Below are 24,105 nucleotides of genomic sequence, written 5' to 3'. Positions count from 1 at the left end.
TACCCCGAAGGGCCTTACCGCTCGACTTGCATGTGTTAAGCACGCCGCCAGCGTTCGTCCTGAGCCAGGATCAAACTCTCCGTTGAAATCTATATGTTTAACCGTGGCGAACCACAGAAAACAGACAAACAGAAAACGATCCAATGCAATCAGAAACAAATCAAACTGACTTGAATCCAGAAAAATTACAAAGGAATCCAATCACAAAACCATGAACCATGGCCTGTGAATGGGGGTTAATGCTAAATTTCGGCATTGACTTTCGGCACGCTGTTGAGTTCTCAAGAATCGGACGCTCACCGCGCTGTCGGACTTTCATCCGAAGCTCCGGGGCAACCCGCCAAACTTTACTGTTTCGACCAGGCCCGGTCAAATCGGCCCTTTTCGATCCAGTTCCCTGCGTGACTCAGCGGCCCAAACCCGCGCGAGGCGCGTCTCGGCTACCAGGAACCTTCAGGGAGTCCGGAGCGACCGGCCGCTTTCGCGTCCCGCACTCGCTCCAACAAGAAGAACATTACTGACATTCACGGTGAAGATGCAAATCGGGGGGTTGGGGCCCGCCAGGAGGGGTGCTGACGGGCCCCGACGCAGGTCAGGACTTGCGCTTGGTGACCTCTTCGGTCGCGGTCGGGAGCACCTTGTGCAGGTCTCCGACCACCCCGAAGTCGACCAGCTCGAAGATCGGCGCTTCCTCGTCCTTGTTGATCGCGACGATGGTCTTCGAGGTCTGCATGCCGGCCCGGTGCTGGATCGCGCCGGAGATGCCTGCCGCCACGTACAGCTGCGGAGACACCGTCTTGCCGGTCTGGCCCACCTGGTAGGCGTGCGGGTACCACCCGGAGTCCACGGCGGCCCTGGAAGCGCCTACAGCTGCGCCCAGAGAGTCCGCGAAGGCTTCGACGGGACCGAAGTCACCGCCGGTCCCCCGGCCGCCGGAGACGATGATCGCGGCCTCGGTGAGCTCCGGGCGGCCGGTGGCCTCCCGTGGCTTGGAGTCGGTGATCCGGGCCGTCTTGGCGGCGTCGGAGATCGTCACGTCGAACTCCTCTACCTCCGGCGACGTCTCGGCCGCCTCGGGGGTGGCCGCGTTCGGCTTCACCGTGATGATCGGGGTGCCGTGGGTGACCTTGGCCTGGACCGTGTAGTTGCCGGCGAACACCGACTGGGTGGTCACCGGGCCCTCCTGCACGTCGACGGCGTCGGTGATCAGGCCGGACTCGAGCTTGACCGCCAGCCGGGCGGCGATTTCCTTGCCCTCGGCGCTGGACGAGATCAGGATCGCGGCCGGCTCCACCTTGGCGGCGACCTGCTGCAGCGCCTCCGCCTTCGGGGCGACCAGGTACTGCGAGAGCTCCGGGTCGGTCAGGGCGATCACCTTGGTGGCGCCGTACTGGCCGAGGGCCGGGAGGGCGTCCTGGACCCCCTCGCCGATGTAGACCGCGACCGGCTCGCCGAGACGGCGGGCGATGGTGAGGAGCTCCGCGGTGGTCTTGCGGACCGTGCCGCCGGTGTGGTCGACGAGAACGAGAACGTTCGACATATTCGGGTCGCTCCTCAGAGGAACTTGTTGGTGGACAGGAACTCGACGAGCTGGGCAGCGCCGCTGCCGTCCTCGTCGGCGACGATCGTGCCGGCGGTGCGCGCCGGACGGGCGGTCACCTCGGTGACCTCGGTCCAGGCCGACGCCTGGCCCACCTGGTCGCCGGACAGCTCCAGGTCGGCCAGCGACCAGGTCTCGACCGGCTTCTTCTTGGCCGCCATGATGCCCTTGAACGACGGGTACCGCGGCTCGTTGGCCTGGTCGCTGACGCTCAGCACCAGCGGCAGCGCGCCCTCGACGGTGTCGCTGGCGGTGTCGCCGTCACGGCGGATCTTCACCGTGGACCCGTCGACGGTCACCTCGGAACCGAGCGTGACGGCCGGCAGCCCGAGCCGCTCGGCCACCATCGCCGGGACGACACCCATGCCACCGTCGGTGGAACCCATCCCGAACACGACCAGGTCGGCCTCGAGCTTGCCCAGCGCCTTGGCCAGGATCAGCGAGGTCGCCACGGCGTCGGAGCCGTGGATCGCGTCGTCGAGGACGTGGACGCCGGCGTCGGCGCCCATCTGCAGACCCTTCTTCACGGCGTCGGCGGCCTGTTCCGGCCCGACCGTGAGCACGGTCACCTCGGCGTCGCCGTTCTCCTTGACGGTGAGTGCGGTCTCGACGGCGTACTCGTCCAGCTCGGACAGCAGCCCGTCGACACCGGCGCGGTCCACCGTGTTGTCCTCGGAGCGGAAGCGGCGGTCCGCGGTGGCATCCGGCACGAACTTCGCGCAGACGACGATCTTCATAGCGTGTGGGACCCCTTCTGGTTAACGGTCTCTCCCAGCCTGCCACGGATGTTACTCACGAGAAACATATGCGGTGTGCGAGTCCCATCACAGTTACGCTGACCGGGTGACCGAGACGTTACCTCTTACCGGCGAGCGGACCGCTCCGGGGATCTGGCACGAGAACTACTGGTTCGCGCGCCACGAGGCGGCCTACCGCTGGATCGTGGACTGGGCGAGGCCGAACGGCCGGGTCCTCGACGCCGGGTGCGGCGAGGGGTACGGCGCTGAGCTGCTGCGGGCCGGCGGCGCGCGGCAGGTGTTCGGTCTCGACTATGAAGGTACGAGCATTCGGCACGCCGCGAAGGCTTATCCACAGCTCAATCTGGTCCAGGGCAATCTCGTGCAGACCGGGTTCGCCGACGAGAGCTTCGGGCTCGTCACCAGCCTGCAGACGATCGAGCACCTGTGGGAGCAGCCGCGGTTCGTTGCCGAGTGCGCCCGCATCCTCGCGCCGGCAGGGACTCTGGTGCTCACGACGCCCAACCGGCTGACCTTTCCGCCGGGCAACTGGTACCACACACGGGAGCTGACGGCGGACGAGCTGGTGGCACTCGTCCAGCCGGAGCTGGAGATCACCGACGTGCTCGGGCTGCACCACGGAGAATGCCTCACAGCGTGGGAGTCGCAGTACGGCGACTGCGTTCAGAAGCAACTCGAGACCGATTACCCGCAGTGGGACGCCGGGTTGGTGGAGCTGGTCACCGGGACACGTCACACGGATTTCGAGCTGCGCCGTGACGGACTCGACGAGTGCCTGGACCTGGTGGTCGTCGCGCGGAGACCGGACAACCACGCGGAGTGACCAAAGGTCACGATCTGGGACACCGGCCGGTCTTCCACAACCACGGCTCTTCCTGACGCATCTTTCCTTGTGTCACAGTCTGCTACCCGCGGTCGCCTGGTGGCGCCCGCCGAGATCCCGTGGGGGGACCAGAGCACATGAAGAAACTCTTGCTGGTGGGCGCTGCCGTGGTCGCCGCCGGCGCGACGGCGCTGGCGGCCGTCTTCACGGGCGGCCCGGCCGCCGGTTCGCCGGTGGTGCACACCGTCGTCGTGTCACCGAACCCGTCCGACCTCACCCCGCGGGTGCAGGACGGCGCGGTCTACAAGATGCTGCAGCTCGGCGGGATCATGTTCGCCGGCGGGCAGTTCAGCAGCGTCAAGCCGTACAACAACAGCGCCACCATCGCGCGCAACCGGCTGTTCGGGTTCAACCCGGTCTCCGGCGGCCTGACGGCGTTCAAGGCCACCTTCAACTCCGAGGTCTGGGCGCTGGCCACCGACGGCAAGTCGCTGTGGGTCGGCGGCTACTTCAACTCCGTCAACGGCGTCGCCCGCACCGGCGTCGTGAAGCTCAACCCGTACACCGGCGCGGTCGACCCGGCGTTCAACGCGAAGCTGAGCGGCTCGGTCACCGACCTGGCGATCGTCAAGGGCCGGCTGATCATGGGCGGCACCTTCGCCAAGAAGCTGGTCGCGGTGAACCCGGCCACCGGCGGAGACACCGGCTACATCAACCTCGCGATCACCGGGAAGCCGCAGAGTGAGCTGGCCGGCCAGACGAAGGTCTTCCGGTTCGCGCCGAACCCGGCCGGCACCCGGCTGGCGATCGTCGGCACGTTCACCTCGGTCGGCGGCCAGGCCCGGCAGCGCGCGGCGCTGATCAACCTGGGCACCAAGGCGACCGTCAGCGGCTGGTACTCCCCGCTGTTCGACAAGCCCTGCAACAGCGCGCACCCGACCTGGACCCGGGACGTCGACTTCTCCCCCGACGGCGCGTTCTTCGTGATCGTCACCACCGGCGGCGGGTTCCCCAACGACAAGACGCGGCTCTGCGACTCCGCGTCCCGCTGGAACGCCAACGACTCCCGTACGACGTACCCGGTGTGGGCCAACTACACCGGCGGCGACACGTTGCTCTCGGTGCAGGTCACCCGGGCCGCCGTGTACGTGCAGGGGCACCAGCGCTGGATGAACAACCCGGGTGGATCGGACTTCGCCGGTCCGGGGGCGGTGTCGCGGCCGGGGATCGCTTCGCTGAACCCGAACCACGGGCTGGCGTACTCGTGGAACCCGACCAAGGATCGTGGGGTCGGCGGGTACGACCTGCTGCTCACCGCGGCCGGGCTCTGGGTCGGGTCGGACACGACGCACATCGGTGGGGAGACGCACGAGCGGCTGGCGTTCCTGCCGCTGCCGTAGGACTACCGGCCAAGCAGCTTTCGAGTACCGGCCATCGATCGAGGGTCGGTACTTGAAGCTGCCGGTGCGACGCTCGAGTACCGGCCGCCGATCGGGGGCCGGTACTTGAAGGTTGTGGTGGGGTCAGGGGCGGACGAAGCGCTCGATGATCTTGCCGACGATCAGATAGACCAGCGCGGCGATCCCCCAGTTCACCAGCAGGGTGTTCTTCGCGGTCTCCAGCCGGAACAGGTCCTTGAACGGGCCGACCAGGTCGTGGCCGCGCTCGAGCACCCAGCGGACGATCTCGTTGCTCTGGTTGGCCTGGTCGAGCGCGGTGAACAGCGCGCCCAGGGCAAGCACCGCCGCCGCCAGTACGGCGAGCAGCCAGACCAGCGAGGCGATCAGGTTGCGCAGGCGCTTCACGCCGGAGCCGACGGTCGACATCGCCGCGCGGCCCTTGCCCGAAGCCGAGGACGACGACGAGGAGGACTCGCGCGCCTTCCGCGCAGCAGCCAGCGGGTTCTCCCCCGGCTTGTTGCCCGAGGCACCGGTATGCCGGGTGATCACCGACGTCGCCGCGGTGTCGTCGGCCTTCGGCGCGGCCGCCTTCGCCGCCGCCTCGGCCTCGCGGGCCTTCTGGGCGGCGACGATCTCGGCCGCGGTCTGCGGTTTGGTCTTGGTCGCCGTCGTGCCCCGGCCGGTCGCGGCGTCCGCCGGACCGGAGCCGGCCGACGCGCCGGTACCGGTCACTCCGGAGCTGCCGGCGTCGGAGCTCCCGGGATCAGCGCCCGGTGTCACCTGCTCGGCGTCGGTGGCCTTGGCCGCCTTGTCGTCGTGAGTACCCACGTCGTCCATCTCCTCAGCCGGGGTCGGTTCCTCGTCCGCCACCTGTGCCGGCGGCCGCTTCCGCCGGTTGCCCGGGACCGGGCGGGGCGACAACCGCCGCCGTACGCCCAGCGGGCGCTGGTCCGTACTGTCCAACGTAGCGACGCCGGGCCCGTCGGTCACGATCGGCACCGGGTCGACCGCGCGGTAGCGGGCCTGCGTGATCGAGCCGTCGGCCGCCGCCTGGTCGAGCGCCGTCCGTACGTCGGCAGCAGGGGTCACCGCGTCCGCGGACAGGCGTGCGGCGCCTGTCTGGTCAACCACGCGGGGACTCCTCTCCGACGACTTCCGGGACATACTGCCCGACTGGTGAGTAACTTGAGAACCCCTCGGCGTCCACCGGCTCACCAGCCGTAGCAGTACGGTTACCCACCCCGGTGCCGTCCACACCACCCGCCACGCCGGGCACGGGCGGGATTTCCGCACCACCGGTACCTTCCGTACCACTCGCACCAGCCCGCAGCCGCGCCGCCATCTGCTCGTTCTCCCGCGCCAGCCCGTCCAGATAGGCCCGCCGCTCCGCGTCCGCGGCGTACCGGCTGACCCGGTCGCGCACGACCACAGCCGGTACGCCGACCGCCACCGCGTACTCCGGAATGTTGCCGCGGGCAACACTGTTGGCGCCGACCACCGCGCCGCGGCCGATGTCGGTGCCGCGGGTGACGGTGACCTTGGTGGCCAGCCAGCAGTCCGGGCCGATCCGGACCGGCGACTTGACCAGGCCCTGGTCCTTGATCGGCAGGTCGAGGTCGTCGGTCTTGTGGTCGAAGTCGCAGATGTAGGTCCAGTCCGCGATCAGTGTGGAGGCGCCGATCTCGACGTCCAGGTAGCAGTTCACCGTGACGTCGCGGGCGAACACCACCTTGTCGCCGATCCGCAGCGTGCCCTCGTGTGCCCGCAGCCGGGTCTCGTCGCCCAGGTGCACCCACTTGCCGAGCACGATCCGGCCGTGGCCCGGCCGGGCGACGATCTCCAGCTTCTTGCCGAGGAAGACGAATCCCTCGGTGACCACCTGCGGGTGCCGCAGCTTGAACCAGGCGAACCGCCAGTAGCGCTTCAGGTAGTACGGCGTCCACGCCCGGTGGCGGACCACCCAGCGCAGGTTCGAGTACGACAGCAACCGCATCAGGCCAGTATCTACTCCGCGACCCCGGTGATGGACACGTTGTAGTACAACTCGTCGGGCACAACCTGCGCGAGCACCTTGTCCACCTTCGACAGCTGCAGCCACGACTTGTACGCGAACATCCGCCACCCGAACCCGAGCTTCTGCTCCGGTACGGCGGCCTCGAAGGTCCGGATCGGCCAGCCGACCCACGCGGCGGTCAGCTCCTCGGTCACCGTCTTCACCTCGGCCGCACCGGCCCGCGTCGCCGTCCGGGCCAGCGTGTCGGGGTCGAACGTGTGCAGGTCCACGACGGCCTCCAGCGCGGCCGCGCGCGAGGACTCGTCGAGCTCGGCCTGCGGGCGCCGCCAGTCCGACAGCGCCGGAAGCTTGGTCAGGTTCGTGGTCGCCCACCAGGTGAACCGGGACAGCCGCCGGGCCACGAAGTCGCCGTACCGGGTCGGCTCGCCGCAGATCACGAAGCGGCCGCCCGGCTTGAGCACCCGCAGCATCTCGCGGAACGCCAGCTCGACGTCGGGAATGTGGTGGATCACCGCGTGCCCGATCACCAGGTCGAAGGTGTCGTCGTCGTACGGGAGCTTCTCGGCGTCGGCGACCTTGCCCTCGACCTCGAAGCCGAGCGTGGCCGCGTTCTTCTTGGCCGCCTCGACCATGCCCGGGGACAGGTCGGTGACGTGCGCCTCGGCCAGGACACCGGCCAGCTTCAGGTTGAGCGTGAAGAAGCCGGTCCCGGCGCCGATCTCGAGCGACTTGCCGTACGGCCAGCCGTCGGCACCGGCGATCGCGGTGAACCGGTCGCGGGCGTAGCTGACGCAGCGTTCGTCGTACGAGATGGACCACTTCTCGTCGTACGTCGAGGCTTCCCAGTCGTGGTACAGCACCTGGGCCAGCTTGTTGTCGTTCCAGGCCGCCTCCACTTCTTCGGCGGTGGCGGCAGGCTTCTCAGCAGAGGTGGTCATCTCAGATTCCCTTGAACTCGGCCTTACCAGGGCCGTTCTCGACGAAGGACTTCATCCCGATCGCGCGGTCCTCGGTGGCGAACAGGCCGGCGAACTGCCGGCGCTCGATCTCCAGCCCGGTGTGCAGGTCGACGCCGAGCCCGGCGTCGATCGACTCCTTCGCGGCGCGCAGCGCGAGCGCGGCGGCAGCCGAGAACTGCGAGGCCCAGGCGACGGCCGAAGAATAGACCTCAGCGGCCGGAACGACCTTGTCCACCAGCCCGATTCGCAACGACTCCTCGGCGGAGACGAAGCGGCCGGTGTAGATCAGGTCCTTGGCCTTCGACGGGCCGACCAGGCGGGACAGCCGCTGGGTGCCGCCGGCGCCGGGGATGATCCCGAGCAGGATCTCCGGCTGGCCGAGCTTGGCGTCGTCGGCGGCGATCCGGTAGTCGGCGCACAGGGCGAGCTCGCAGCCGCCGCCGAGCGCGTACCCGGTGATCGCGGCCACCGTCGGCTTCGGGATCGCGGCGACCGCGGACAGTGACGACTGCAGCGGGCCGGAGCGGCGGACCATGTCGGCGTACGACATGTCCGCCATCTCCTTGATGTCCGCGCCGGCGGCGAAGACCTTCTCGCCGCCGTAGATCACCACCGCGCGGACCGCGTCGTCGGCGGCCGCTTCCTCGGCGGCGGCCCGGATCTCCTCCTGGACCTGGACGTTCAGCGCGTTCATCTTCGGCCGGTCCAGCCGGATCGTGCCGACCCCGTCGGCCACCGTCAGGTTGACGAACTCGCCCATCGCCTCGCTCCTCCAGTCGTGGTACTACCCGCGGGTCACATCCACGGCACCGTACCGGACGACCAGTGGTATCAGGTCGCGGAGGGGTCAGTTGTGCTCGTCCTCCTTCCACGGCGCGATCCGGGCCTCGGCCTGCTTGAGCCCCGCGGTCAGCCCGACGCCGAGCAGCATCAGCACGAGGACCGGGACCAGCATCGAGGCGGTGTCGAACTGGTTGCCGTACTTGATCACCAGCGCGCCGAGCCCGGTGATGGCGGTGAAGAACTCGGCCACCACCATGCCGATGATCGCCCGGCCGACGCCGAGCCGCAGCCCGGTCATCGTGTACGGCAGCGACGCGGGCAGGATCACCTTGGTGAACACCTGCCACTCGGTGGCGGCGAACCCGGCGCCGACGTCGATCAGCGCGGGTGGCACGTTCCGGACGCCGCTGGCGGTGTTGATCAGGATCGGGAAGATCGCCAGCAGCACCACCACGAACAGCTTCGCGCCGAAGCCCAGCCCGAACCACAGGATCACCAGCGGGACGACGGCCACCAGCGGCGTCGCGTAGAGCGCGTTCACCAGCCAGTCGGTCGCCACCTCGACGGTCTTGTACCGGCCGATCAGCAGACCGGCCACCACGCCGAGCACCGCCGCGATGGCGAAGCCCAGCGCCAGCGTCAGCAGGCTGCTGGCGAGCGCCGACGGCAGCTCACCGCTCGCAGTCAGCTTGTACGCCGCCTGCAGCACCGCACTCGGGTACGACATGAACAGCGGGTCGATCTGCCGCCCGACCAGCTCCCAAGCGGCCAGTACGACGACGATCGACACCGACCGGATCAACCGGTACCTGCGCCGGTTGCGCGCGTGCTGGTCGACCACCGGCTCCTCCTGCGTGACCCGGGCGATCGCAACGGGCTGGACTTCAGTCCTGGACATCGGTGCTCCCACCGGTCGAACGGATCAGCTGCCAGACCTGGCTGCGCAGCTCCTGGAACTCCGGGAGGCCGCGGAGCTCGGTCAGCTCCGCCCGCGGCCGCTCGAAGGGGATGTCGATGATCTGCTTCACCCGGCCCGGGTTGGCCGCCAGGATCATCACCCGGTCGCTCAGGTAGAGCGCCTCGTCCAGGTCGTGGGTGACGAAGAGCACCGTCTTGCGGGTCTCGCCGTGGATCCGCAGCAGTTCCTTCTGCAGGACCTCGCGGGTCTGCGCGTCCAGCGCGCTGAACGGCTCGTCCATCAGCAGTACGGCGGGGTCGATGGCCAGCGCACGAGCGAGCCCGATCCGTTGCTGCATGCCACCGGACATCTGGTGCGGGTAGTGGTCGGCGAAACCGCTCAGCCCAACCAGGTCGAGCAGCTCAGTGGCTCGGTCCGCCCGCTGCGTCCGGGACAGCCCCTGCAGCTCCAGACCGAACTCCACGTTGCGGCGAGCGGTCCTCCACGGCAGCAGGTTGGCCTGCTGGAAGACCAGCCCGCGGTCCCGGCCGGGTCCCGAGACGACGTTGCCGTCGACAACGACCTGGCCCTCGTCCTGGCCGAGCAGGCCCTGGACGATCCGCAGCACGGTGGTCTTGCCGCAGCCGCTCTCGCCGATCAGCGTGACGAACTCGCCCTCGGCGACGCCGAACGACAGCCCGCGCAGCACGGTTTGGGCGCTCGCCCTGCGGCCGGACTGGAACGTCTTGGCCAGCCCCTCGACCCGTAACTTCTCCGGTGCTTCGATCATGAAACGTTTCCTCTCGGCGCGGCGAACAGCTCGGCAACGGTGAGCGGGCGCGGGATCAGCCCCTGCTCGTGGGCGTAACGGGTGATCAGCTCGAGTGCCGGGGTGTTGGCCTCGATCCCGACCGGGGTCAGGTCGATGTCGGCGGGCGGCCCGGCGAGCAGCTTGGCCTCGACGAACATCCGGGTCAGCGCGTCGTACTGCCCGGCCAGCGCGGAGCGGATCACCACCATGTGGTTGATCGGTACGGCGCGACGCCGCTCGTACCAGGCCCTGGCCGCAGCCTTGGCGTCCGGGATCAGCGGCCGCAGCCGCGGGTCGTCGGGCAGGTCGTTGCCCATGATCACGGCGTCCAGCTCGCCGGCCAGCAGCATCGCGATCAGCTTCGAGCCCTCCGGCGCCCGCTCGACCTGCGGCGGATCGGCGTACTCGGCGAGGTGGCCGTCCTCGATGCTGACCCACCGCACCTGGTCCAGCGGTACGCCGTACTCGTCGGACAGGATGCCGCGCAACCAGACGCCGGTCGTCTGCGCATAAGTCCGTACGCCGATGCGCTTGCCCGCCAACCCCGCCGGCTCCAGCGGGTCGTCCGCCCGGCAGACGATGTGGTCGTGCTGGAACCGCGATCGCAGCACGACCGGCAGCAGGAGCAGCGGCTTGTCCTCCGCCCGCGCCTGCAGGTAGGTGACGATCGCCATCTCGCACACGTCGTACGCCTGCTCGCGGACCATCGCCGCGAACGCCCGGTGCACCGGGTCGACCTCGGTGAACTCCAGCGGCGGTCCGTCGACCCGGCCGTCCTTCAGCGCCTGGACGTGCGGGTAGTCCGCCAGCACGGCTCTCATCCGACGACCGGGTACAGGCGGTCCGCCGTACCGGTGAAGATCTGGTGGCGGACGTCGGCCGGCAGGAAGTCGAGGATCTGCTGACTGCGCGCGTGCAGCGTCGGCAGGTCGTCCTCGGCCGCCGGGTAGTTCGAGCCCCACATCAGCCGGTCCGCGCCGAAGTCCAGGACCAGCCGGCCGAGGAACGTCTCCGGGTCCGCCGGTGCCTTCGTCGCCGAGACCAGCGTGCGCTCGGACAGCTTCAGCACCACTCCCTCGTACGCCGCCAGCTCGAACAGCCCCAGCGCAGCGTCGTACGGCGGCCCGCTGCTCAGGTCAGGCCGCGCCGCGTGGTCCAGCACGACAGTGGCGCGCGGGAAGCGCTCCAGCAGCTCCCGGAGCGCCGGGATGCCCTCGGGCCGCATCTGCACGCACAGCGGTAGCCCGTGCGCCTCCGCCCAGGACCAGGCCGGGTACGACCGCGGGTCCGCCAGCCAGGAGGCCTGGCCGGGCATCGTGCTGCCGGTGGTGAACAGCCGAGCGCCCTGCAGCCCCCGGGAGACCCAGTGGGCAAGCTGCGCTGGTGCATCTGGAGCCAGCATGTCCACCGAGAACACCCCGGCGAACCGGTCCGGGTACTGGTCGACCGAGTCGGCCACGTAGCTGTTGTCATGCCCGTACGCCGTCGAAGCCTGCACCACGACGGCCCGGCTGATGCCGGCCTCGTCCATGGCCGCGACCAGCTCCTTGGCGCCGACCGGCCGCTCCTGCGACCAGCCCGACTCCACCCCGCCGAGCGGGTTGCGCGGGTAGCGGTCGCGGTCGACCGCGATCACGTGACAGTGCGAATCAATGGACACGGCGATCTCCAGAGGTGACTGGTTCGGGGAAGAACAGGTCGGCGGAGACGTCCGCCGGGATCAGGCCCTGGCGGCGCGAGTAGCTGATCAGTGCCTCGATCGAGGCCTGGTTGGCGACCCGGCCGTACGGCAGCGGGTTGCCGACGATCTCGGCGAGGCGCTGGTAGCGCAGGTCTTCCGGCGTACTGGCTGAAGGGCTGCCGAGCCGGTGCAGGTAGTTGGAGCGAGCGTCCTGGAAGGCCTGCAGCAGTGCGCTCGCCAGCCAGGGGTTGTCCTCCAGCAGCGACTCCCGGACTACCACCACGCCGTGCAGCGGGTAGATGCCCGTACGCCGGTACCAGTCGGCCGCCAGCGTCTCTCCGTCGAGCAGCAGCTCGTGGAAGCTCCTGCTGAGCGTCACCGCGGGCTGCCCGACACCAGCGCCTCGGGTGAAGACCGCGTCGAGCTCGCCCTGGTTGAACAGGTCGGCCAGCTTCGGCCCTGGCCGGGTGACGTTCGGCGGCAGCACCAGCGACTCGACGTGCTCGTCGTCGTCGACCACCCAGTTCACCAGCGCCGGGTCCACGCCGTACTCGTCCTGCAGCACGCCGCGGGTCCAGACCGCGCTGGTGACCGAGTACGCACGGACGCCGACCGGCCGGCCGTGCAGGTCGGTCGGGCGGCCGATCCCGGCGCCGTCGCGGACCACGAAGCCCTCGTGGTGGAAGCGCCGGCTCAGGAACACCGGCAGGGCGACGTACGGTGCTCCGAGCGCGCGAGCGATCAGGTACGTCGTCGGCGCCAGCTCGCAGACGTCGAACTCGACCGACCGGACCATCCGCCGGTACGCCGGGATCATCGACGTGAACTCGACCGGGTCCAGCGTGCAGCCGTCCACCAGGACGCGGCCGTCGAGCAGGTCTTCGGTGTGGCCGTAGCGGCCCAGTGCGACCCGGAGCCTCACAGCATCTTCACCGCGTCGGCCGCCAGCGACATGTCGGCCACCTGGTCGAACGGCAGCACCTTGGACTGGACGCCCTGCGCGACGTTGAGCTCCTGCATGTAGTTCAGCCGGGTCTCGTCCAGCGCCAGGTCGACGGCGTACGCGCCCGGGTGCTGGGCGAAGGTCCACAGCGACCCGGCCTCGGTGTCGTCGCCGCTCGGCACCGCCTTGCGGTAGGCCTTCAGGTAGGCGTCCTTGGACTCCGGCGAGGAGATGTAGCGGAACAGCTTCGCGTACGCCGCCAGCCCCCGGACCAGGTTGTCGCGGCGCTTCCCGATCGCCGCGTCCGAGGTGTAGGCGCCCTGGTAGGTGTACTCCGGCAGCTCGTTCCACAGCTCGGCGACCGCGTGCACGCCGTACTTGTCCTGCTGGTCGTAGACGTCGACCAGCGACGGCCCGGCGTCGACCTTGCCGGCCACGATCGCCTTGAAGACGTCCGCGCTGGAGCCGATGTTGACGAACTTCACCTGGTCGGCGTTGATCCCGTACTTGGCCAGGTAGGCGACCATGATCTGGTGCAGCAGGGCCCCGACCGGGCCGGTGCCGATCGTCTTGCCGACCAGGTCCTCGGCCTTGGTGATGTCGACGTGCTTGGAGTACACGGCGTGCGCCAGCAGCAGGCCGGAGCCGGAGACGACCTTGAGCTTGGCGCCCTTCTCGATCGCCGGCAGCACCTGGCCGAAGCCGGACAGCAGGGTCAGGTCGTTGCTGCCGTTGAGGAGGCTGGCGATCAGCTTGGAGCCGTCGGAAACGTTCTGGGTCTTGGCGGTCAGCTCGACGGTGCCGAAGTAGTTCTGGCTCTGCAGCAGCTCCTGCAGGACCAGCGTGCTGTTCGAGCTGGTGTTGACGATCGTCACCGACCTGCCGCCGCCGGCGGCGGCGTCGCTGCCGCAGCCGGTCAGCCCGGCCAGCGCGGCGAGCGATCCGAGCTTCAGCACGGTACGGCGGGACGGGGCGGCGAGAAGGTCGGGGATTCCCTTGGACATTGGTCGTTCTCCGATGCGTCGGTCCTACCAGGGGGCCCGGGGGCGAGGGCTGATGTCCGGGATCCTAGGAATCTGTTGACAATAATGTCAACATTTTCGTCTACACTTTCTCCTGCTGCCAGACTGGAGCCGGCGCACGGCGCCGTGGACGGAGGAGGACGGTCATTCCGAGAACGCAGAAGAACACGCTGGAGAAGAGCCCCCTGAACGGCATGGCCGGGCAGGAGCACGTCCGGGACGCGGTCCGGCAGGACATCGCGAGCGGCCGGCTGGCGCCCGGGCAGCGGCTGGTCGAGGCCGACCTGGCCGAGCAGTACGGCGTGGTACGCAGCGGTGTCCGGGCGGCGCTGCTCGACTTGTCGGCGGAGGGACTGGTCGAGCGGATCCCGCAGCGCGGGTCGCGGGTGCGGACGCTGTCGCTGGAGGAGGCGATCGAGGTGACCGAGGCGCGGATGGCGCTGGAGTCACTGTGCGCGGGCAAGGCCGCCGCGCGGATCACCGACGAGGGTGTCGCCGAGCTGACCGGGCTGGGTGAACGGATGCGGCAGGCGGTCGAGGCCGGGGACACGATGACGTACGCCGAGCTCGACGACGCGCTGCACCGGCTGATCCGGGAGCTGAGCGGTCAGCGGACGGCGACGACGATCATCGAGCGGCTGCGGGTGCTGAACATCCGGCATCACTTCCGGATGACGTTGCTGCCGCGGCGGCCGGAGACGTCGCTGGAGGCTCACTTGCGGATCATCGCGGCGATCGCCGAGCGGGACAGTACGGCGGCTGCGGCGGCGATGACCGAGCACTTGAGTGACGTGATCGCCCACTTGACCTCAGCGGCGCAGAGGACCTGAGCGGGGGGAAGAGAAGGGAAAGCAGAGGGGCAGCGCTGGGCGTTGAGCGGGGTGGGAGCACAGCTCCCACCCCGCGTCCACCTCCGCCCCGAGGTGGTCAGAGGTCGACGGGCTGGCCTGCCGCTACCGAGCGGCGGGCCGCGTCGACGATCCGGAGGGTGCGCAGGCCGACCGCTCCGTCCGGCTGCGGTACGACGGCCGGCTGCTGCCCGGCGACCGCCGGGCCGGAGGCGCGGACCGCCGAGAGGAACTCCCCGACCATCGCGGCGTCCAGGTTGCCGCCGATGCCCAGGTAGACCTCACCCGACAGGTCGGTGCCACCGACGTGCTCCTCGAACGGCGCGATCTCCACCGAACCGTTGGTGCCGGTCACCTGCAGCGTCACGCCACCCCAGGTCGGGCCGTTGTCCGGCATGCTCCAGGAGCAGTCGATGGTGGCCAGCAGCCCGTTGGCGTAGGTGATGGTGACCAGACCGCCGGTCTCGACGGCCACGTCCTTGTCCTGGTGCAGCACGTGGTTGGCGGCCGCGTGCACCCGCGCCGCCTCGACGCCACCGGTCAGACCGTCGATCAGGTCGGCGCAGTGGACGGTGTGGTCGACCAGCGCTCCCCCACCGGCCAGCTTCGCGTCGGTGAACCACTGGCGCTGGTCGTACGGGATCTTCCCGTTGTTGGTCCCCAGCACCGCGAACACGTCGCCGAGCCGTCCCGCCTCGACCGACGCCCGCAGCCGCCCGTACGACGGCGCGAAGCGCACCGGGTAGGCGACCATCAGGATCGTCCCGGCCGCCGCACAGGCGGCCAGCATCGCCTCGCCGTCGGCGACCTCGGTGGCCAGCGGCTTCTCGCAGAGCACGTGCGCGCCGGCCGCCGCGGCCCGCTCGACCAGCGGCCGGTGCAGCGCGTTCTCGCTGGTCACCACGACCGCGTCCGGGCCCCAGGCGAACAGTTCGTCGTAGGAGTCGACGTACGCGATGCCGTGGTCGGCCGCGAACGCCGCACCGCGCAGGCCGGCGTCCGGCGCGGAGGCGCCGTCCGGGTCGGACGACAGCACCTCGACGTCCGGCAGGCCGGCCAGCAGCGAGCAGTACGACGACGCGTGCGTGTGCGCGAACGAAGCGATCGCAACCTTGAGGCTCATCGGGCCACTCCCGCCGGGTCGAAGCTCTTCATGTCGATCGTGCGCCCGGTCTCCATCGAGGCCCGGGCGGCTTCGGCCAGGTAGACCGCCGCCGCGCCGTCGGCGGCGTCGACGCGCGGTTCCGCCCCGCCGCGCAGGGCGACGGCGAACTCGCGCAGCTGGGTCAGGTACGGGCTCTCGCCGAGCGTGTTCGCGGGGATCAGCAGGTCGCCGGCCGAGCCGCCGTCCTGCAGCTCCTCGGCGTACCCGGTGTCGTCGGCCGACGAGAAGTGCAACTGGCCGGTCGCGCCGGCGATCGCGAAGGTGGTCTTGAACGGCGTCCCCGGGGCTCCCCAGGTCGCCCGCAGGTGGCTGATCGCGCCACCGGAGTGGGTCAGCGTCACGTGCGCCGCGACGTTGACCGGGGAGATCCCGTCGACCGACGGCGGGCTCTGTACGGCGTACACGCTCTCGACCTCGCCGCACAGCCACCGGGCCTGGTCGAGGTCGTGGACCATCAGGTCCATGATCACGCCGCCGGAGCGGGCGACGTCGCGGTACCAGCCCTTGCCGGCCGGCGAGCTCGCCTGCCGGGAGAAGCGCGCCACGGCGACCTGGCCGATCCGGCCCGCCCGCACCGCGTCGTACGCGGCCTGGTACGCCGGGAAGAAGCGGACCACGTGCGCCGGGTAGAGCTTCACACCGGCAGCGGCCGCGGCCGTGGACAGCTCGTGCGACGCCGCGGCGGTCAGCGTCAGCGGCTTCTCGCAGATGACGTCACGGCCGGCCTTGATCGCGGCCAGCGTGACCTCGTGGTGGGTCGCCGACGGGGTGACGACGTCGACGAACTCGACCGCGGCCAGCAGCTCGTCGAGCGTGCCCGCGACCTCCAGCCCGTACTGGGCCGCCAGCTCGTCGGCGCCGTCGACGGAGTGGACCAGGACGCGCGCGCCGAGCGCCTTCCAGGCCTCGACGTGGACGTGGGCGATGTTGCCCGCGCCCACCAGTCCGACCGTCAGGCCGGTGAGATCAACCATCAGCTTTCCTTACTTGAGACCGGAGAAGGCAATACCTTCGACGACGCGACGCTGCAGTACGACGAAGAGGATCAGGACGGGGGCCATCGCCATCAGCGCGGCGGCCATCAGGACGCCGGGCGAGATGGTGCCCTGGTAGCCGGCCAGCGTGGCCAGGCCGACCGACAGCGGCATTTTGTCAGGACTTGTCGCAATGACCAACGGCCACAGCAGATCTGCCCACGATGCGAGCACGGTGATGATCGCCAGCGAGATCAGCCCGGGCCGCGCGACCGGCAGGACGACCTTCCAGAACGTCTGCCACGGGTTGCAGCCGTCCAGCCGGGCCGCCTCCTCCAGCTCGGCCGGGATGGTCCGGAAGAACTGCATCATCAGGAAGGTGCCGAAGGCACTGAAGATGCCCGGCGCGATGATCCCCTGAATCGAGTCCAGCCAGCCCAGCGACTGGATGATCTGGTACTGCGGGATCAGGTACACCTGGCTCGGCACCATCAGGATGGACAGGATCAGCGCCAGCATCAGCCCCTTGAACCGGAACGACATCCGGGCGAACGCGTACCCGGCCATCGAGCAGAGCACCAGCTGACCGATCGTCCGGCCGGCGGTGACCGCCACCGAGACCCAGAACTGGTCCAGGAACGGCAGCCGCTGGAACACCTCGGAGAAGTTGCTCCACTCCAGCTTGGCCGGGAACACGTCCGGCGGCACCGACTGGATCTCGGCCTGGCTGGAAAACGCCATCTTCAGCTGCCACAGGAACGGGAACATCATCACCAGGCTGCCCAGCGCCAGGACGACGTGGGCGAGCCGGTTGCTGCCGAGGCGTTGTGTGTTGTCGCGCTTAGTCATAGCTCACCCACCGGCGCTGGAGACGGAACTGGAACAGCGTCAGCAGCCCGACCACGGCCAGGATCAGGACCGCGACGGCCGCGGCGTACCCGCGGTCGTTGCCGACGAAGGCCGCGTCGTAGAACAGGAAGACCAGCGACTGGGTCTTCGGCATCACCGGGTTGGTCGGCCCGAGCAGCGCGAACAGCTGGTCGAACAGCTGGAAGCCGGCGATCGTCGTGACGACCGACAGGAAGAAGATCGACGGCGTCAGCAGCGGCACCGTGACCGAGCGGAACTGCTGGAACCGCGAGGCGCCGTCCAGCGACGCCGCCTCGTACAGCTCGCCCGGGATGCCCTTCAGCCCGGCCGACAGCACGATCATGTTGAAACCGATCGACATCCACAACCCGAGCAGCGCGACCGCGACCAGCGCGAACCACTGCTCGGTGATCCAGGACGGACCGTCGATGCCGACCAGCTTCAGGGCCTGGTTCAGGACGCCGTACTCGCCGTTGTAGATGATCCGCCAGACCAGCGAGATCGCGGTCGGCAGTGCGACGTACGGCAGGAAGAACAGGGTCCGGTAGACCATCGCGCCGCGCAGCCCGGGACGGTTCAGCAGGCTCGCGAACAGCACGGCCAGCGGGATCCCGAGCAGCACGATCGCGGTGTAGACGACCGTGTTCACGATCGCCCGGTAGACCTCTCCGTCGGCGACGAGGGTGCTGTAGTTCGCGGCCCCGACCCACTCGCTGCCGCCGAACGGCCCGGTCTCGGTGAAGCTGTCGTACAGGGTCTTCAGCAACGGCCACAGGTAGAAGACCCCGACACCGAGAAAGGTCGGCAGGACGAACAGCCAGGGCCACCCGCCGTCGGCCCGCCGCGCCTTCACTTCTCCTTGCCCAGCGCCTCGTCCATCTTCGCCGCGACCGCGGGCCCGACCTCGGACATCGGCTTGTCACCGCCGAAGGCCGGCGCGATCTCGTCGGTCTCGAGCTTGTTCCAGACCGAGGTGTCCTTGCTCACCGGGTACGGCTCGGAGTACTCCGCGGCCGCGTCGATGAACGTCTTCAGCGCGTACGGCGCGGAGTTCACGAAGTCGGTCTGGGTGCCGTTGAACGCCGGGTTGGCGGCGCCGGCCTTGGCCTGGATCAGCGCGGCGTCCTTGCCGCCGAGAAAGGCCAGGAACGCCGCCGCGGCCTGCGGGTTCTTCGACTTGGCGCTCATCACGTTGGCCAGCCCGTGGATCGGCGTCTTGCGCTCGCCGTTCGGGGCCTTCGGCAACGGCAGGATGGCCAGGTCGTTCTTGACCGGCGACTTGAGCGCCATCGAGACCAGCCAGTTGCCGTTCCACATCATCGCGGCCTTGCCGCTGAAGAAGCGCTCGCGGCCCGGGGTCTCGGCGTTCTGCGCCGCGGTCGGGGTGTAGCCGGACTTCACCATGTCGGACCAGAACTGCAGGCCCTCGATCGACTTCGGGTCGCCGTACCCGGACTTGCCGTCCTTGATCACGTAGCCGCCGTTGCTCATGATCGCCGGGTAGTAGTTGCCCTGGTTGCCCAGTTCGTCACCGCTGGCCCAGATGCCCTTCGGGCCGAGCGCGGCCTTCAGCTTCGCCGCGGCGGCCTTGTAGTCGTCCCAGGTCCAGTCGGCGGTCGGCTCGGCGACCTTGGCCTCGGCGAACAGCTTCTTGTTGTACCAGAAGGCGATCGTGTCGAAGTCCTTCGGGACGCCGTACTGCTTGCCGTCCCAGGAGTAGAGGTCGTCCAGGGCCTTCGGGTAGTTGGCCGGGTCGACCTGCTTGCCCTCGATCAGGCCGTCCAGCGGGGCCAGCTGCTTGTTGGACGCGAACAGCTGGATGTTCGGGCCGTTCATCCAGAACACGTCGGGCAGGTTGTCCGAGGAGCCCTGGGTCTTCAGCTTGGTGAAGTACTGGTCGAAGGTGGCCAGCGAGATCGACACCTTCACGTTCGGGTACTTCGCGTTGAACGCCTTGACCAGCTCCTGCATCGCGGGCTGCTGGTTGACGTCCCAGATCGCGTAGGTGAGATCGCCCTTCACCTGGGCGGGGTCGTCGGGGACCTTGGCGTCACCGGCGTCGGTGCCGGAGCCGCCCCCGCAGGCGGTGAGTGTGGTGGCGGCCAGAACGACGCCGGCCACCAGGGCTGAGATTCGCATGGTTTTTCTCCTCGGCTCCAGGCTCGAGTGGTAAAATCTTACCAACACTGCGCATGGGTGTTCACAACAGCCTTTCATGAACACTACCAACATCGCTAGAGACAACTCTTGCCCGTTGTACACCTCTTTGACACGTCATGGGCAGAATGTGCCGGTGACCGAAGCCACCGCCGCCCCGAACGAGCTCGGCCCTGCCCTCGACCCGGACGTCCGGCTCGGCGCGCAGGTGCACACCGACGGCACCACGTTCACGCTCTGGGCCCCGGCCGCCGAGCGCGTCGAGCTCGCGCTGCTCGGCCCGGACGGTGCCCAGCGCAACCTCGACCTGGCCCACACGGGTGAGTACTGGACGGGGTTCGTGCCCGGGATCGGGCACGGTCAGCGGTACGGCTACCGCGTCCACGGCCCGTTCGACCCGTCGCACGGGCTGCGCTTCCACCCGTCGAAGCTGCTGCTCGACCCCTACGCGCGGGCCGTCGACGGCGACCTCGACTTCGCCAGCCCGCTGATCTACGACTCCTCCGACGGCGACTCGGCCGGGCACGTCCCGGTCGGCGTGGTGGTCGCGGACGGCGCTCCGCCGCCGCCGATCAGCCGCCCGGTCCCGTGGAGCGAGACGGTCATCTACGAGCTGCACACCAAGGGCTTCACCAAGCTGCACCCCGACGTACCGGAGCACGAGCGCGGCACGTACGCCGGTCTGGCGCACCCGTCCGTGATCAACTATCTGACCGAGCTCGGCGTCACCTCGGTCGAGCTGCTGCCGATCCACCAGTTCCTCACCGAGCCGGCGATCGCGGCCCGCGGCCTGCCGAACTACTGGGGCTACAACACGCTGAACTACTTCGCCCCGCACGGCCCGTTCTCGTCGGCCGGCTCGGCCGGCGAGCAGGTCGCCGAGTTCAAGGCGATGGTCGCCGCGTTCCACGCCGCCGGCATCGAGGTGATCCTGGACGTCGTCTACAACCACACCGCCGAGGGCGGTTTCGACGGCCCGACGCTGAGCTTCCGCGGGATCGACAACCGGGCCTACTACCGGCTCACCCACGGCGGCGTCACGTACGACGTGACCGGCACCGGCAACTCGGTCGACACCTCGCACCCGCAGGTCCGCCGGCTGGTGATGGACTCGCTGCGCTACTGGGTCGAGGAGATGGGCGTCGACGGGTTCCGCTTCGACCTGGCCGTGACGCTGATCCGCAACGAGCGGCACGAGGTCGACACCGTCGACCACCCGTTCCTGGCCGAGGTGGCCGCCGACCCGGTGCTCGGCCGGGTCAAGCTGATCTCCGAGCCCTGGGACGTCGGCCCGTTCGGCTACCAGGTCGGCAACTTCGGGACGCCGTGGTCGGAGTGGAACGGGAAGTTCCGCGACTCGGTCCGCGACGTCTGGCGCACCTCGTCGTACGGCGTACAGGACCTGGCCTACCGGCTGTCCGGCTCCAGCGACCTGTACGGCGACGACGGGCGCTACCCGTACGCCTCGATCAACTTCGTCACCGCCCACGACGGCTTCACGCTGCGCGACCTGGTCTCCTACGACCACAAGCACAACGAGGCCAACCGCGAGGACAACCGCGACGGCACCGACGACAACCGGTCCTGGAACTGCGGGGTCGAGGGCGAGACCGACGACGCCGGCGTGATCGCCCTGCGGAAGCGGCAGATGGCGAATCTGATGACGACGCTGGTGCTGTCGACCGGCGTACCGATGATCACTGCCGGGGACGAGTGCGGGCGGACGCAGTACGGGAACAACAACGCCTACTGCCAGGACAGCGAGATCTCCTGGTTCGACTGGACGCTGCCGTCGGCCTGGTCGGAGCACCTCGGGCTGACCAAGCAGCTGCTCGCGCTGCGGGCCGCGCACCCGGCGCTGCGCCAGTGGCACTACTTCTCCGGGCAGCCCGTGGTCGCTGGCGGCCGCAAGGACCTGTCCTGGATCGCTCCGCACGGCGGCGAGATGACCGAGAACGACTGGCACGACGGGAACCTGCGCACGATCGGGATGTTCCTGGCCGGTGACGCTCTCCGGGGCACCGATGCCGAGGGCAACGTTCTGACCGACAACTCGTTCCTGCTGGTGCTCAACGCGACCGCCGACGCGCGCGAGGTCGTGGTCCCGGATGCCTCCTGGGCGCCGGGGTACGAGGTCGTCGTGGACACGTCGGGGTCGGGTGTCACCGAGGTCGAGGCGGGGGCGCGGGTGCCGCTCGCGCCGCGCTGCGTGGTCCTGCTTCGCGCACTCTGATGGGTTGTTAACCTTCGCGCCGTATCTTCGTTGGTCACCTGCTGTTCACGCGAGGGGGGACCAATGTTCTTGTTGCGCCGTGAGGCCCGCGAACGAACCACGCCCATCGGCGCGCTGCACCGCGCAGTGACCCGGTGGGGCGAGGCCGAGCGCTCCAGCTCGCGGCTGGCGTTCCGCCGCTGGTGCGACGGTGTGGCGTACGTCGACGTCCAGGCGCGCACCTACGCGGAGTACTGGAACCGCCAGAACGAGCAGGCCCTCGCTGCCGACGGACCGCTCTGGGTGGTGCTCGGCGACTCGACCGCCCAGGGTCTCGGCGCGTCCTCTCCGCAGCACGGGTACGTCGGGCAGGTGCTGCGCGCGCTGCGCTCCACCGGTACGCCGTGGCGGGTGCTGAACCTCTCGCGCTCCGGTGCGCAGACGAAGCATGTGCTGAACGACCAGCTACCGCTGATGGATGGGCTGCAGCCGGCGCTCGTCACCTGTGGCATCGGCACCAACGACGTCCTCGGTACGCCGCCGAAGCGCTTCCGCGACCACCTGCGTCAGGTGATCGGTCGGCTGCCTTCCTCGTCGGTGGTGATGGACCTGACCGTGCCGGACCGTTTCTGGCGGGTCGGCGGAGCTATCAGCCCGTACGTGACCAGCGTCAACCAGCTGATCGGCTCTGCTGCGTTGGAGCGCGGTCTACCGGTTGCTGAGGTCTCCCGGTACGCGCGGCCGCCGTGGCGTGGGCTGCTGGCGGCTGACAACTTCCATCCGAACAACTTCGGCTACCGGCAGCATGCCGACGCGCTGCGGGCAGCACTGCCTGCTGTGCACCTACAGCGGCCGTAGCCGCGCCCAGCTCGCTGCGTCTGCCCAGATGGGGTGCGGAGTCAGGTAGGGCTTGAGCAACGCGGTCAGCGCGGGATCGCCCTGACCGTTGAGTTCCGCCGTGGCGATCTGGCGGGCGGAGCCAGCCAGGAGGTCGGCGAGCTGCACCCGCGGGTCCGTCCGTGAGTCGGTCTGCCGGAAGTCGAGCGGCGCGTGGTCCATCAGCAGGTCGACCTGGTCGATCCGGTACGGCGTCAGCGCGCTCTGCTCGTCGTGGACCATCGAGATCGCGTTGCCGTCGGCGTACCAGTACTGGGTGGTCTCGACGAGTGCGGGGATCAGCACCTCGAGCGGCGGCAGCAGCGTGCGGTCGTCGAAGAGCCGGTCCCGCAGGGCCTCCAGCGGCGCGCGACTGATGGGCACGCCCGGCTCCAGCGGGGTGAACTCGGCAGCCACCGCCAGGAAGTCGTCGGTGCGCTCGTCGTACATGGTGCGGTTCTTGGAGCGGAGCAGATCGATGAAGCTCTGGAGCAGCGTCCACCAGATGTCGCCGTGCACTGGGCCGCGCCGGTGCAGCGCCAGAGCAGTCGCCGGGTCGTGCGGGTCCAGGCTGGTACCGGTCCGGTAGTCGAGGCCGTTGGTGAAGAGTGCGGTGAGGCGGCCGGAGAGCAGGTAGTACTTGTCCGTCAGCTGTACGGCGGACCGCCCGAGCAGCGGCCCCTCCGGACCGAGCAGCCAGGTCAGCGCCGGCCGCTGCTTGAACAGCCGCGCCGACTTGTACTCCCCCGCGACGAACCGCGACCGCTCCCGCAGCTCCTCCACCGCCCGACGGGCCTCCCCCGGCCCGATCCGAACGCTCGCGTGGGTGAACACCCGGGTGTCCGGGTCGAGCAGATTGGTCCCCGAGAAACCGGACTCGTCGCAAGCGACCTCGACGAGTCCTGACCAGACCGGCTCGACGGACATCACCCCATGATCGACCGGGCTCGCGCATCTGGCCAGGTATTTACTCTGCCCCTGGGGCAGGGTGTTGAGTACCCCCATGCTGACCATCAGCGAGTTCGGCCGCCGGTCCGGGCTCTCTCAGAAGGCTCTGCGCCTGTACGACGTGTCGGGGCTGCTGCCGCCGGCTCAGGTCGATGCCAGCGGCTACCGCCGGTACGACGAGGAGCAGCTGGAGCGCGCCCGGCGGATCAGCATGCTCCGGCAGGTGGAGATGCCGCTGGCCACCATCGCCGAGGTGCTGGCAGGTAGCGACGAGCAGGCGCTGGTCCGGCTGGACCGCTGGTGGGCCGCCGAGCAGGCGACCACCGAGTCGCGGCAGGCCACCGTCCTCTACCTGCGCGGCCG

Annotated in this window: 24 protein-coding genes, 1 rRNA gene and 1 pseudogene; 6 read left to right on the top strand and 20 right to left on the bottom strand. The window is 69.2% G+C overall.

Features of this window, described 5'->3' with window-relative positions:
- From ACZ6Z4_RS32605 to ACZ6Z4_RS32595, 3 genes are all read right to left on the bottom strand, one after another.
- Positions 1-86: ribosomal RNA gene (locus ACZ6Z4_RS32605) — 16S ribosomal RNA — on the bottom strand; the annotation flags it as partial.
- Positions 87-592: 506 nt separating this feature from the next.
- Complete coding sequence (locus tag ACZ6Z4_RS32600; protein WP_363664497.1) at positions 593-1,540, bottom strand: electron transfer flavoprotein subunit alpha/FixB family protein; 948 nt, start codon at positions 1,538-1,540, stop codon at positions 593-595.
- 14 nt (positions 1,541-1,554) lie between these two features.
- On the bottom strand, positions 1,555-2,337 hold the full coding sequence (locus ACZ6Z4_RS32595) for an electron transfer flavoprotein subunit beta/FixA family protein (RefSeq protein WP_465573397.1): 783 nt from the start codon (positions 2,335-2,337) through the stop codon (positions 1,555-1,557).
- A 106-nt stretch (positions 2,338-2,443) separates the two neighbouring features.
- Between ACZ6Z4_RS32595 and ACZ6Z4_RS32590 the strand changes: the two genes are divergently transcribed.
- Complete coding sequence (locus ACZ6Z4_RS32590) at positions 2,444-3,181, top strand: class I SAM-dependent methyltransferase (protein ID WP_465573394.1); 738 nt, start codon at positions 2,444-2,446, stop codon at positions 3,179-3,181.
- A gap of 137 nt (positions 3,182-3,318) precedes the next feature.
- Positions 3,319-4,581: a delta-60 repeat domain-containing protein gene (locus ACZ6Z4_RS32585; RefSeq protein ID WP_465573391.1), complete on the top strand. Its 1,263-nt coding sequence runs from the start codon at positions 3,319-3,321 to the stop codon at positions 4,579-4,581.
- Between the two features lie 123 nt (positions 4,582-4,704).
- On the opposite strand, the gene ACZ6Z4_RS32580 is transcribed toward ACZ6Z4_RS32585, so the two are convergent.
- The 10 genes from ACZ6Z4_RS32580 to ACZ6Z4_RS32535 form a co-directional block, all read right to left on the bottom strand.
- On the bottom strand, positions 4,705-5,712 hold the full coding sequence (locus ACZ6Z4_RS32580; protein WP_465573388.1) for a hypothetical protein: 1,008 nt from the start codon (positions 5,710-5,712) through the stop codon (positions 4,705-4,707).
- Positions 5,705-6,574 (bottom strand): acyltransferase, encoded by an 870-nt coding sequence (locus ACZ6Z4_RS32575; protein WP_465573384.1) that lies wholly within the window; start codon positions 6,572-6,574, stop codon positions 5,705-5,707. The genes ACZ6Z4_RS32580 and ACZ6Z4_RS32575 overlap by 8 nt, the downstream gene beginning before the upstream one ends.
- Positions 6,575-6,585: 11 nt before the next feature.
- A complete protein-coding gene (locus tag ACZ6Z4_RS32570; protein WP_465573380.1) occupies positions 6,586-7,533 on the bottom strand; it encodes a class I SAM-dependent methyltransferase in 948 nt (315 codons plus the stop codon).
- 1 nt (position 7,534) lies between these two features.
- A complete protein-coding gene (locus ACZ6Z4_RS32565; RefSeq protein WP_465573376.1) occupies positions 7,535-8,314 on the bottom strand; it encodes an enoyl-CoA hydratase-related protein in 780 nt (259 codons plus the stop codon).
- Positions 8,315-8,401: 87 nt separating this feature from the next.
- The gene (locus ACZ6Z4_RS32560; RefSeq protein ID WP_465573373.1) at positions 8,402-9,235 is read right to left on the bottom strand and encodes an ABC transporter permease; all 834 of its coding nucleotides are present in this window, start codon (positions 9,233-9,235) and stop codon (positions 8,402-8,404) included.
- Positions 9,222-10,025, bottom strand: a complete 804-nt coding sequence (locus ACZ6Z4_RS32555) for an ABC transporter ATP-binding protein (protein WP_465573371.1) — start codon at positions 10,023-10,025, stop codon at positions 9,222-9,224. The genes ACZ6Z4_RS32560 and ACZ6Z4_RS32555 overlap by 14 nt, the downstream gene beginning before the upstream one ends.
- On the bottom strand, positions 10,022-10,867 hold the full coding sequence (locus ACZ6Z4_RS32550) for a hypothetical protein (RefSeq protein WP_465573369.1): 846 nt from the start codon (positions 10,865-10,867) through the stop codon (positions 10,022-10,024). Before ACZ6Z4_RS32550 ends, ACZ6Z4_RS32555 begins: the two co-directional genes overlap by 4 nt.
- A complete protein-coding gene (locus ACZ6Z4_RS32545; protein WP_465573367.1) occupies positions 10,864-11,706 on the bottom strand; it encodes an amidohydrolase family protein in 843 nt (280 codons plus the stop codon). Before ACZ6Z4_RS32545 ends, ACZ6Z4_RS32550 begins: the two co-directional genes overlap by 4 nt.
- Positions 11,696-12,649 (bottom strand): ABC transporter substrate-binding protein, encoded by a 954-nt coding sequence (locus tag ACZ6Z4_RS32540; RefSeq protein WP_465573365.1) that lies wholly within the window; start codon positions 12,647-12,649, stop codon positions 11,696-11,698. Before ACZ6Z4_RS32540 ends, ACZ6Z4_RS32545 begins: the two co-directional genes overlap by 11 nt.
- Entirely contained in the window at positions 12,646-13,674 is a 1,029-nt protein-coding gene (locus ACZ6Z4_RS32535) for an ABC transporter substrate-binding protein (protein ID WP_465573360.1), read from the bottom strand. The genes ACZ6Z4_RS32540 and ACZ6Z4_RS32535 overlap by 4 nt, the downstream gene beginning before the upstream one ends.
- Before the next feature lie 212 nt (positions 13,675-13,886).
- Here ACZ6Z4_RS32535 and ACZ6Z4_RS32530 point away from each other — a divergent pair, with 212 nt between their 5' ends.
- Positions 13,887-14,522, top strand: coding sequence for a GntR family transcriptional regulator (locus tag ACZ6Z4_RS32530; protein ID WP_465573355.1), 636 nt, complete (start codon positions 13,887-13,889; stop codon positions 14,520-14,522).
- 97 nt (positions 14,523-14,619) lie between these two features.
- Here the strand turns inward: ACZ6Z4_RS32530 and ACZ6Z4_RS32525 are convergent, their stop codons facing one another.
- Genes ACZ6Z4_RS32525 through ACZ6Z4_RS32505 form a run of 5 tightly spaced genes read right to left on the bottom strand, consistent with a single transcriptional unit; the run spans position 14,620 to position 19,688 of the window.
- Positions 14,620-15,663 (bottom strand): Gfo/Idh/MocA family protein, encoded by a 1,044-nt coding sequence (locus ACZ6Z4_RS32525; RefSeq protein WP_465573351.1) that lies wholly within the window; start codon positions 15,661-15,663, stop codon positions 14,620-14,622.
- On the bottom strand, positions 15,660-16,679 hold the full coding sequence (locus ACZ6Z4_RS32520; protein WP_465573346.1) for a Gfo/Idh/MocA family protein: 1,020 nt from the start codon (positions 16,677-16,679) through the stop codon (positions 15,660-15,662). Before ACZ6Z4_RS32520 ends, ACZ6Z4_RS32525 begins: the two co-directional genes overlap by 4 nt.
- A gap of 9 nt (positions 16,680-16,688) precedes the next feature.
- The gene (locus ACZ6Z4_RS32515) at positions 16,689-17,528 is read right to left on the bottom strand and encodes a carbohydrate ABC transporter permease (RefSeq protein WP_465573343.1); all 840 of its coding nucleotides are present in this window, start codon (positions 17,526-17,528) and stop codon (positions 16,689-16,691) included.
- Positions 17,521-18,402: a carbohydrate ABC transporter permease gene (locus ACZ6Z4_RS32510; protein ID WP_465573340.1), complete on the bottom strand. Its 882-nt coding sequence runs from the start codon at positions 18,400-18,402 to the stop codon at positions 17,521-17,523. The genes ACZ6Z4_RS32515 and ACZ6Z4_RS32510 overlap by 8 nt, the downstream gene beginning before the upstream one ends.
- On the bottom strand, positions 18,399-19,688 hold the full coding sequence (locus ACZ6Z4_RS32505; RefSeq protein WP_465573337.1) for an ABC transporter substrate-binding protein: 1,290 nt from the start codon (positions 19,686-19,688) through the stop codon (positions 18,399-18,401). The genes ACZ6Z4_RS32510 and ACZ6Z4_RS32505 overlap by 4 nt, the downstream gene beginning before the upstream one ends.
- 154 nt (positions 19,689-19,842) lie before the next feature.
- Between ACZ6Z4_RS32505 and glgX the strand changes: the two genes are divergently transcribed.
- Positions 19,843-21,939 (top strand): glycogen debranching protein GlgX, encoded by a 2,097-nt coding sequence (gene glgX / locus ACZ6Z4_RS32500; RefSeq protein ID WP_465573334.1) that lies wholly within the window; start codon positions 19,843-19,845, stop codon positions 21,937-21,939.
- Positions 21,940-22,002: 63 nt separating this feature from the next.
- A complete protein-coding gene (locus ACZ6Z4_RS32495) occupies positions 22,003-22,776 on the top strand; it encodes an SGNH/GDSL hydrolase family protein (RefSeq protein ID WP_465573329.1) in 774 nt (257 codons plus the stop codon).
- Here the strand turns inward: ACZ6Z4_RS32495 and ACZ6Z4_RS32490 are convergent.
- Positions 22,762-23,721, bottom strand: coding sequence for a DUF3800 domain-containing protein (locus ACZ6Z4_RS32490; protein ID WP_465573326.1), 960 nt, complete (start codon positions 23,719-23,721; stop codon positions 22,762-22,764). The genes ACZ6Z4_RS32495 and ACZ6Z4_RS32490 overlap by 15 nt on opposite strands.
- Before the next feature lie 76 nt (positions 23,722-23,797).
- Here ACZ6Z4_RS32490 and ACZ6Z4_RS32485 point away from each other — a divergent pair.
- Positions 23,798-23,944, top strand: a pseudogene (locus ACZ6Z4_RS32485) (MerR family DNA-binding transcriptional regulator); the annotation flags it as partial.
- Here the strand turns inward: ACZ6Z4_RS32485 and ACZ6Z4_RS32480 are convergent.
- The gene (locus ACZ6Z4_RS32480) at positions 23,905-24,084 is read right to left on the bottom strand and encodes a hypothetical protein (protein WP_465573422.1); all 180 of its coding nucleotides are present in this window, start codon (positions 24,082-24,084) and stop codon (positions 23,905-23,907) included. The pseudogene ACZ6Z4_RS32485 and the gene ACZ6Z4_RS32480 overlap by 40 nt on opposite strands.
- Positions 24,085-24,105 lie beyond the last annotated feature (21 nt).

Source organism: Kribbella sp. NPDC104740 (genome assembly GCF_055583505.1).
This window is presented reverse-complemented; position numbering and strand designations above follow the sequence as displayed.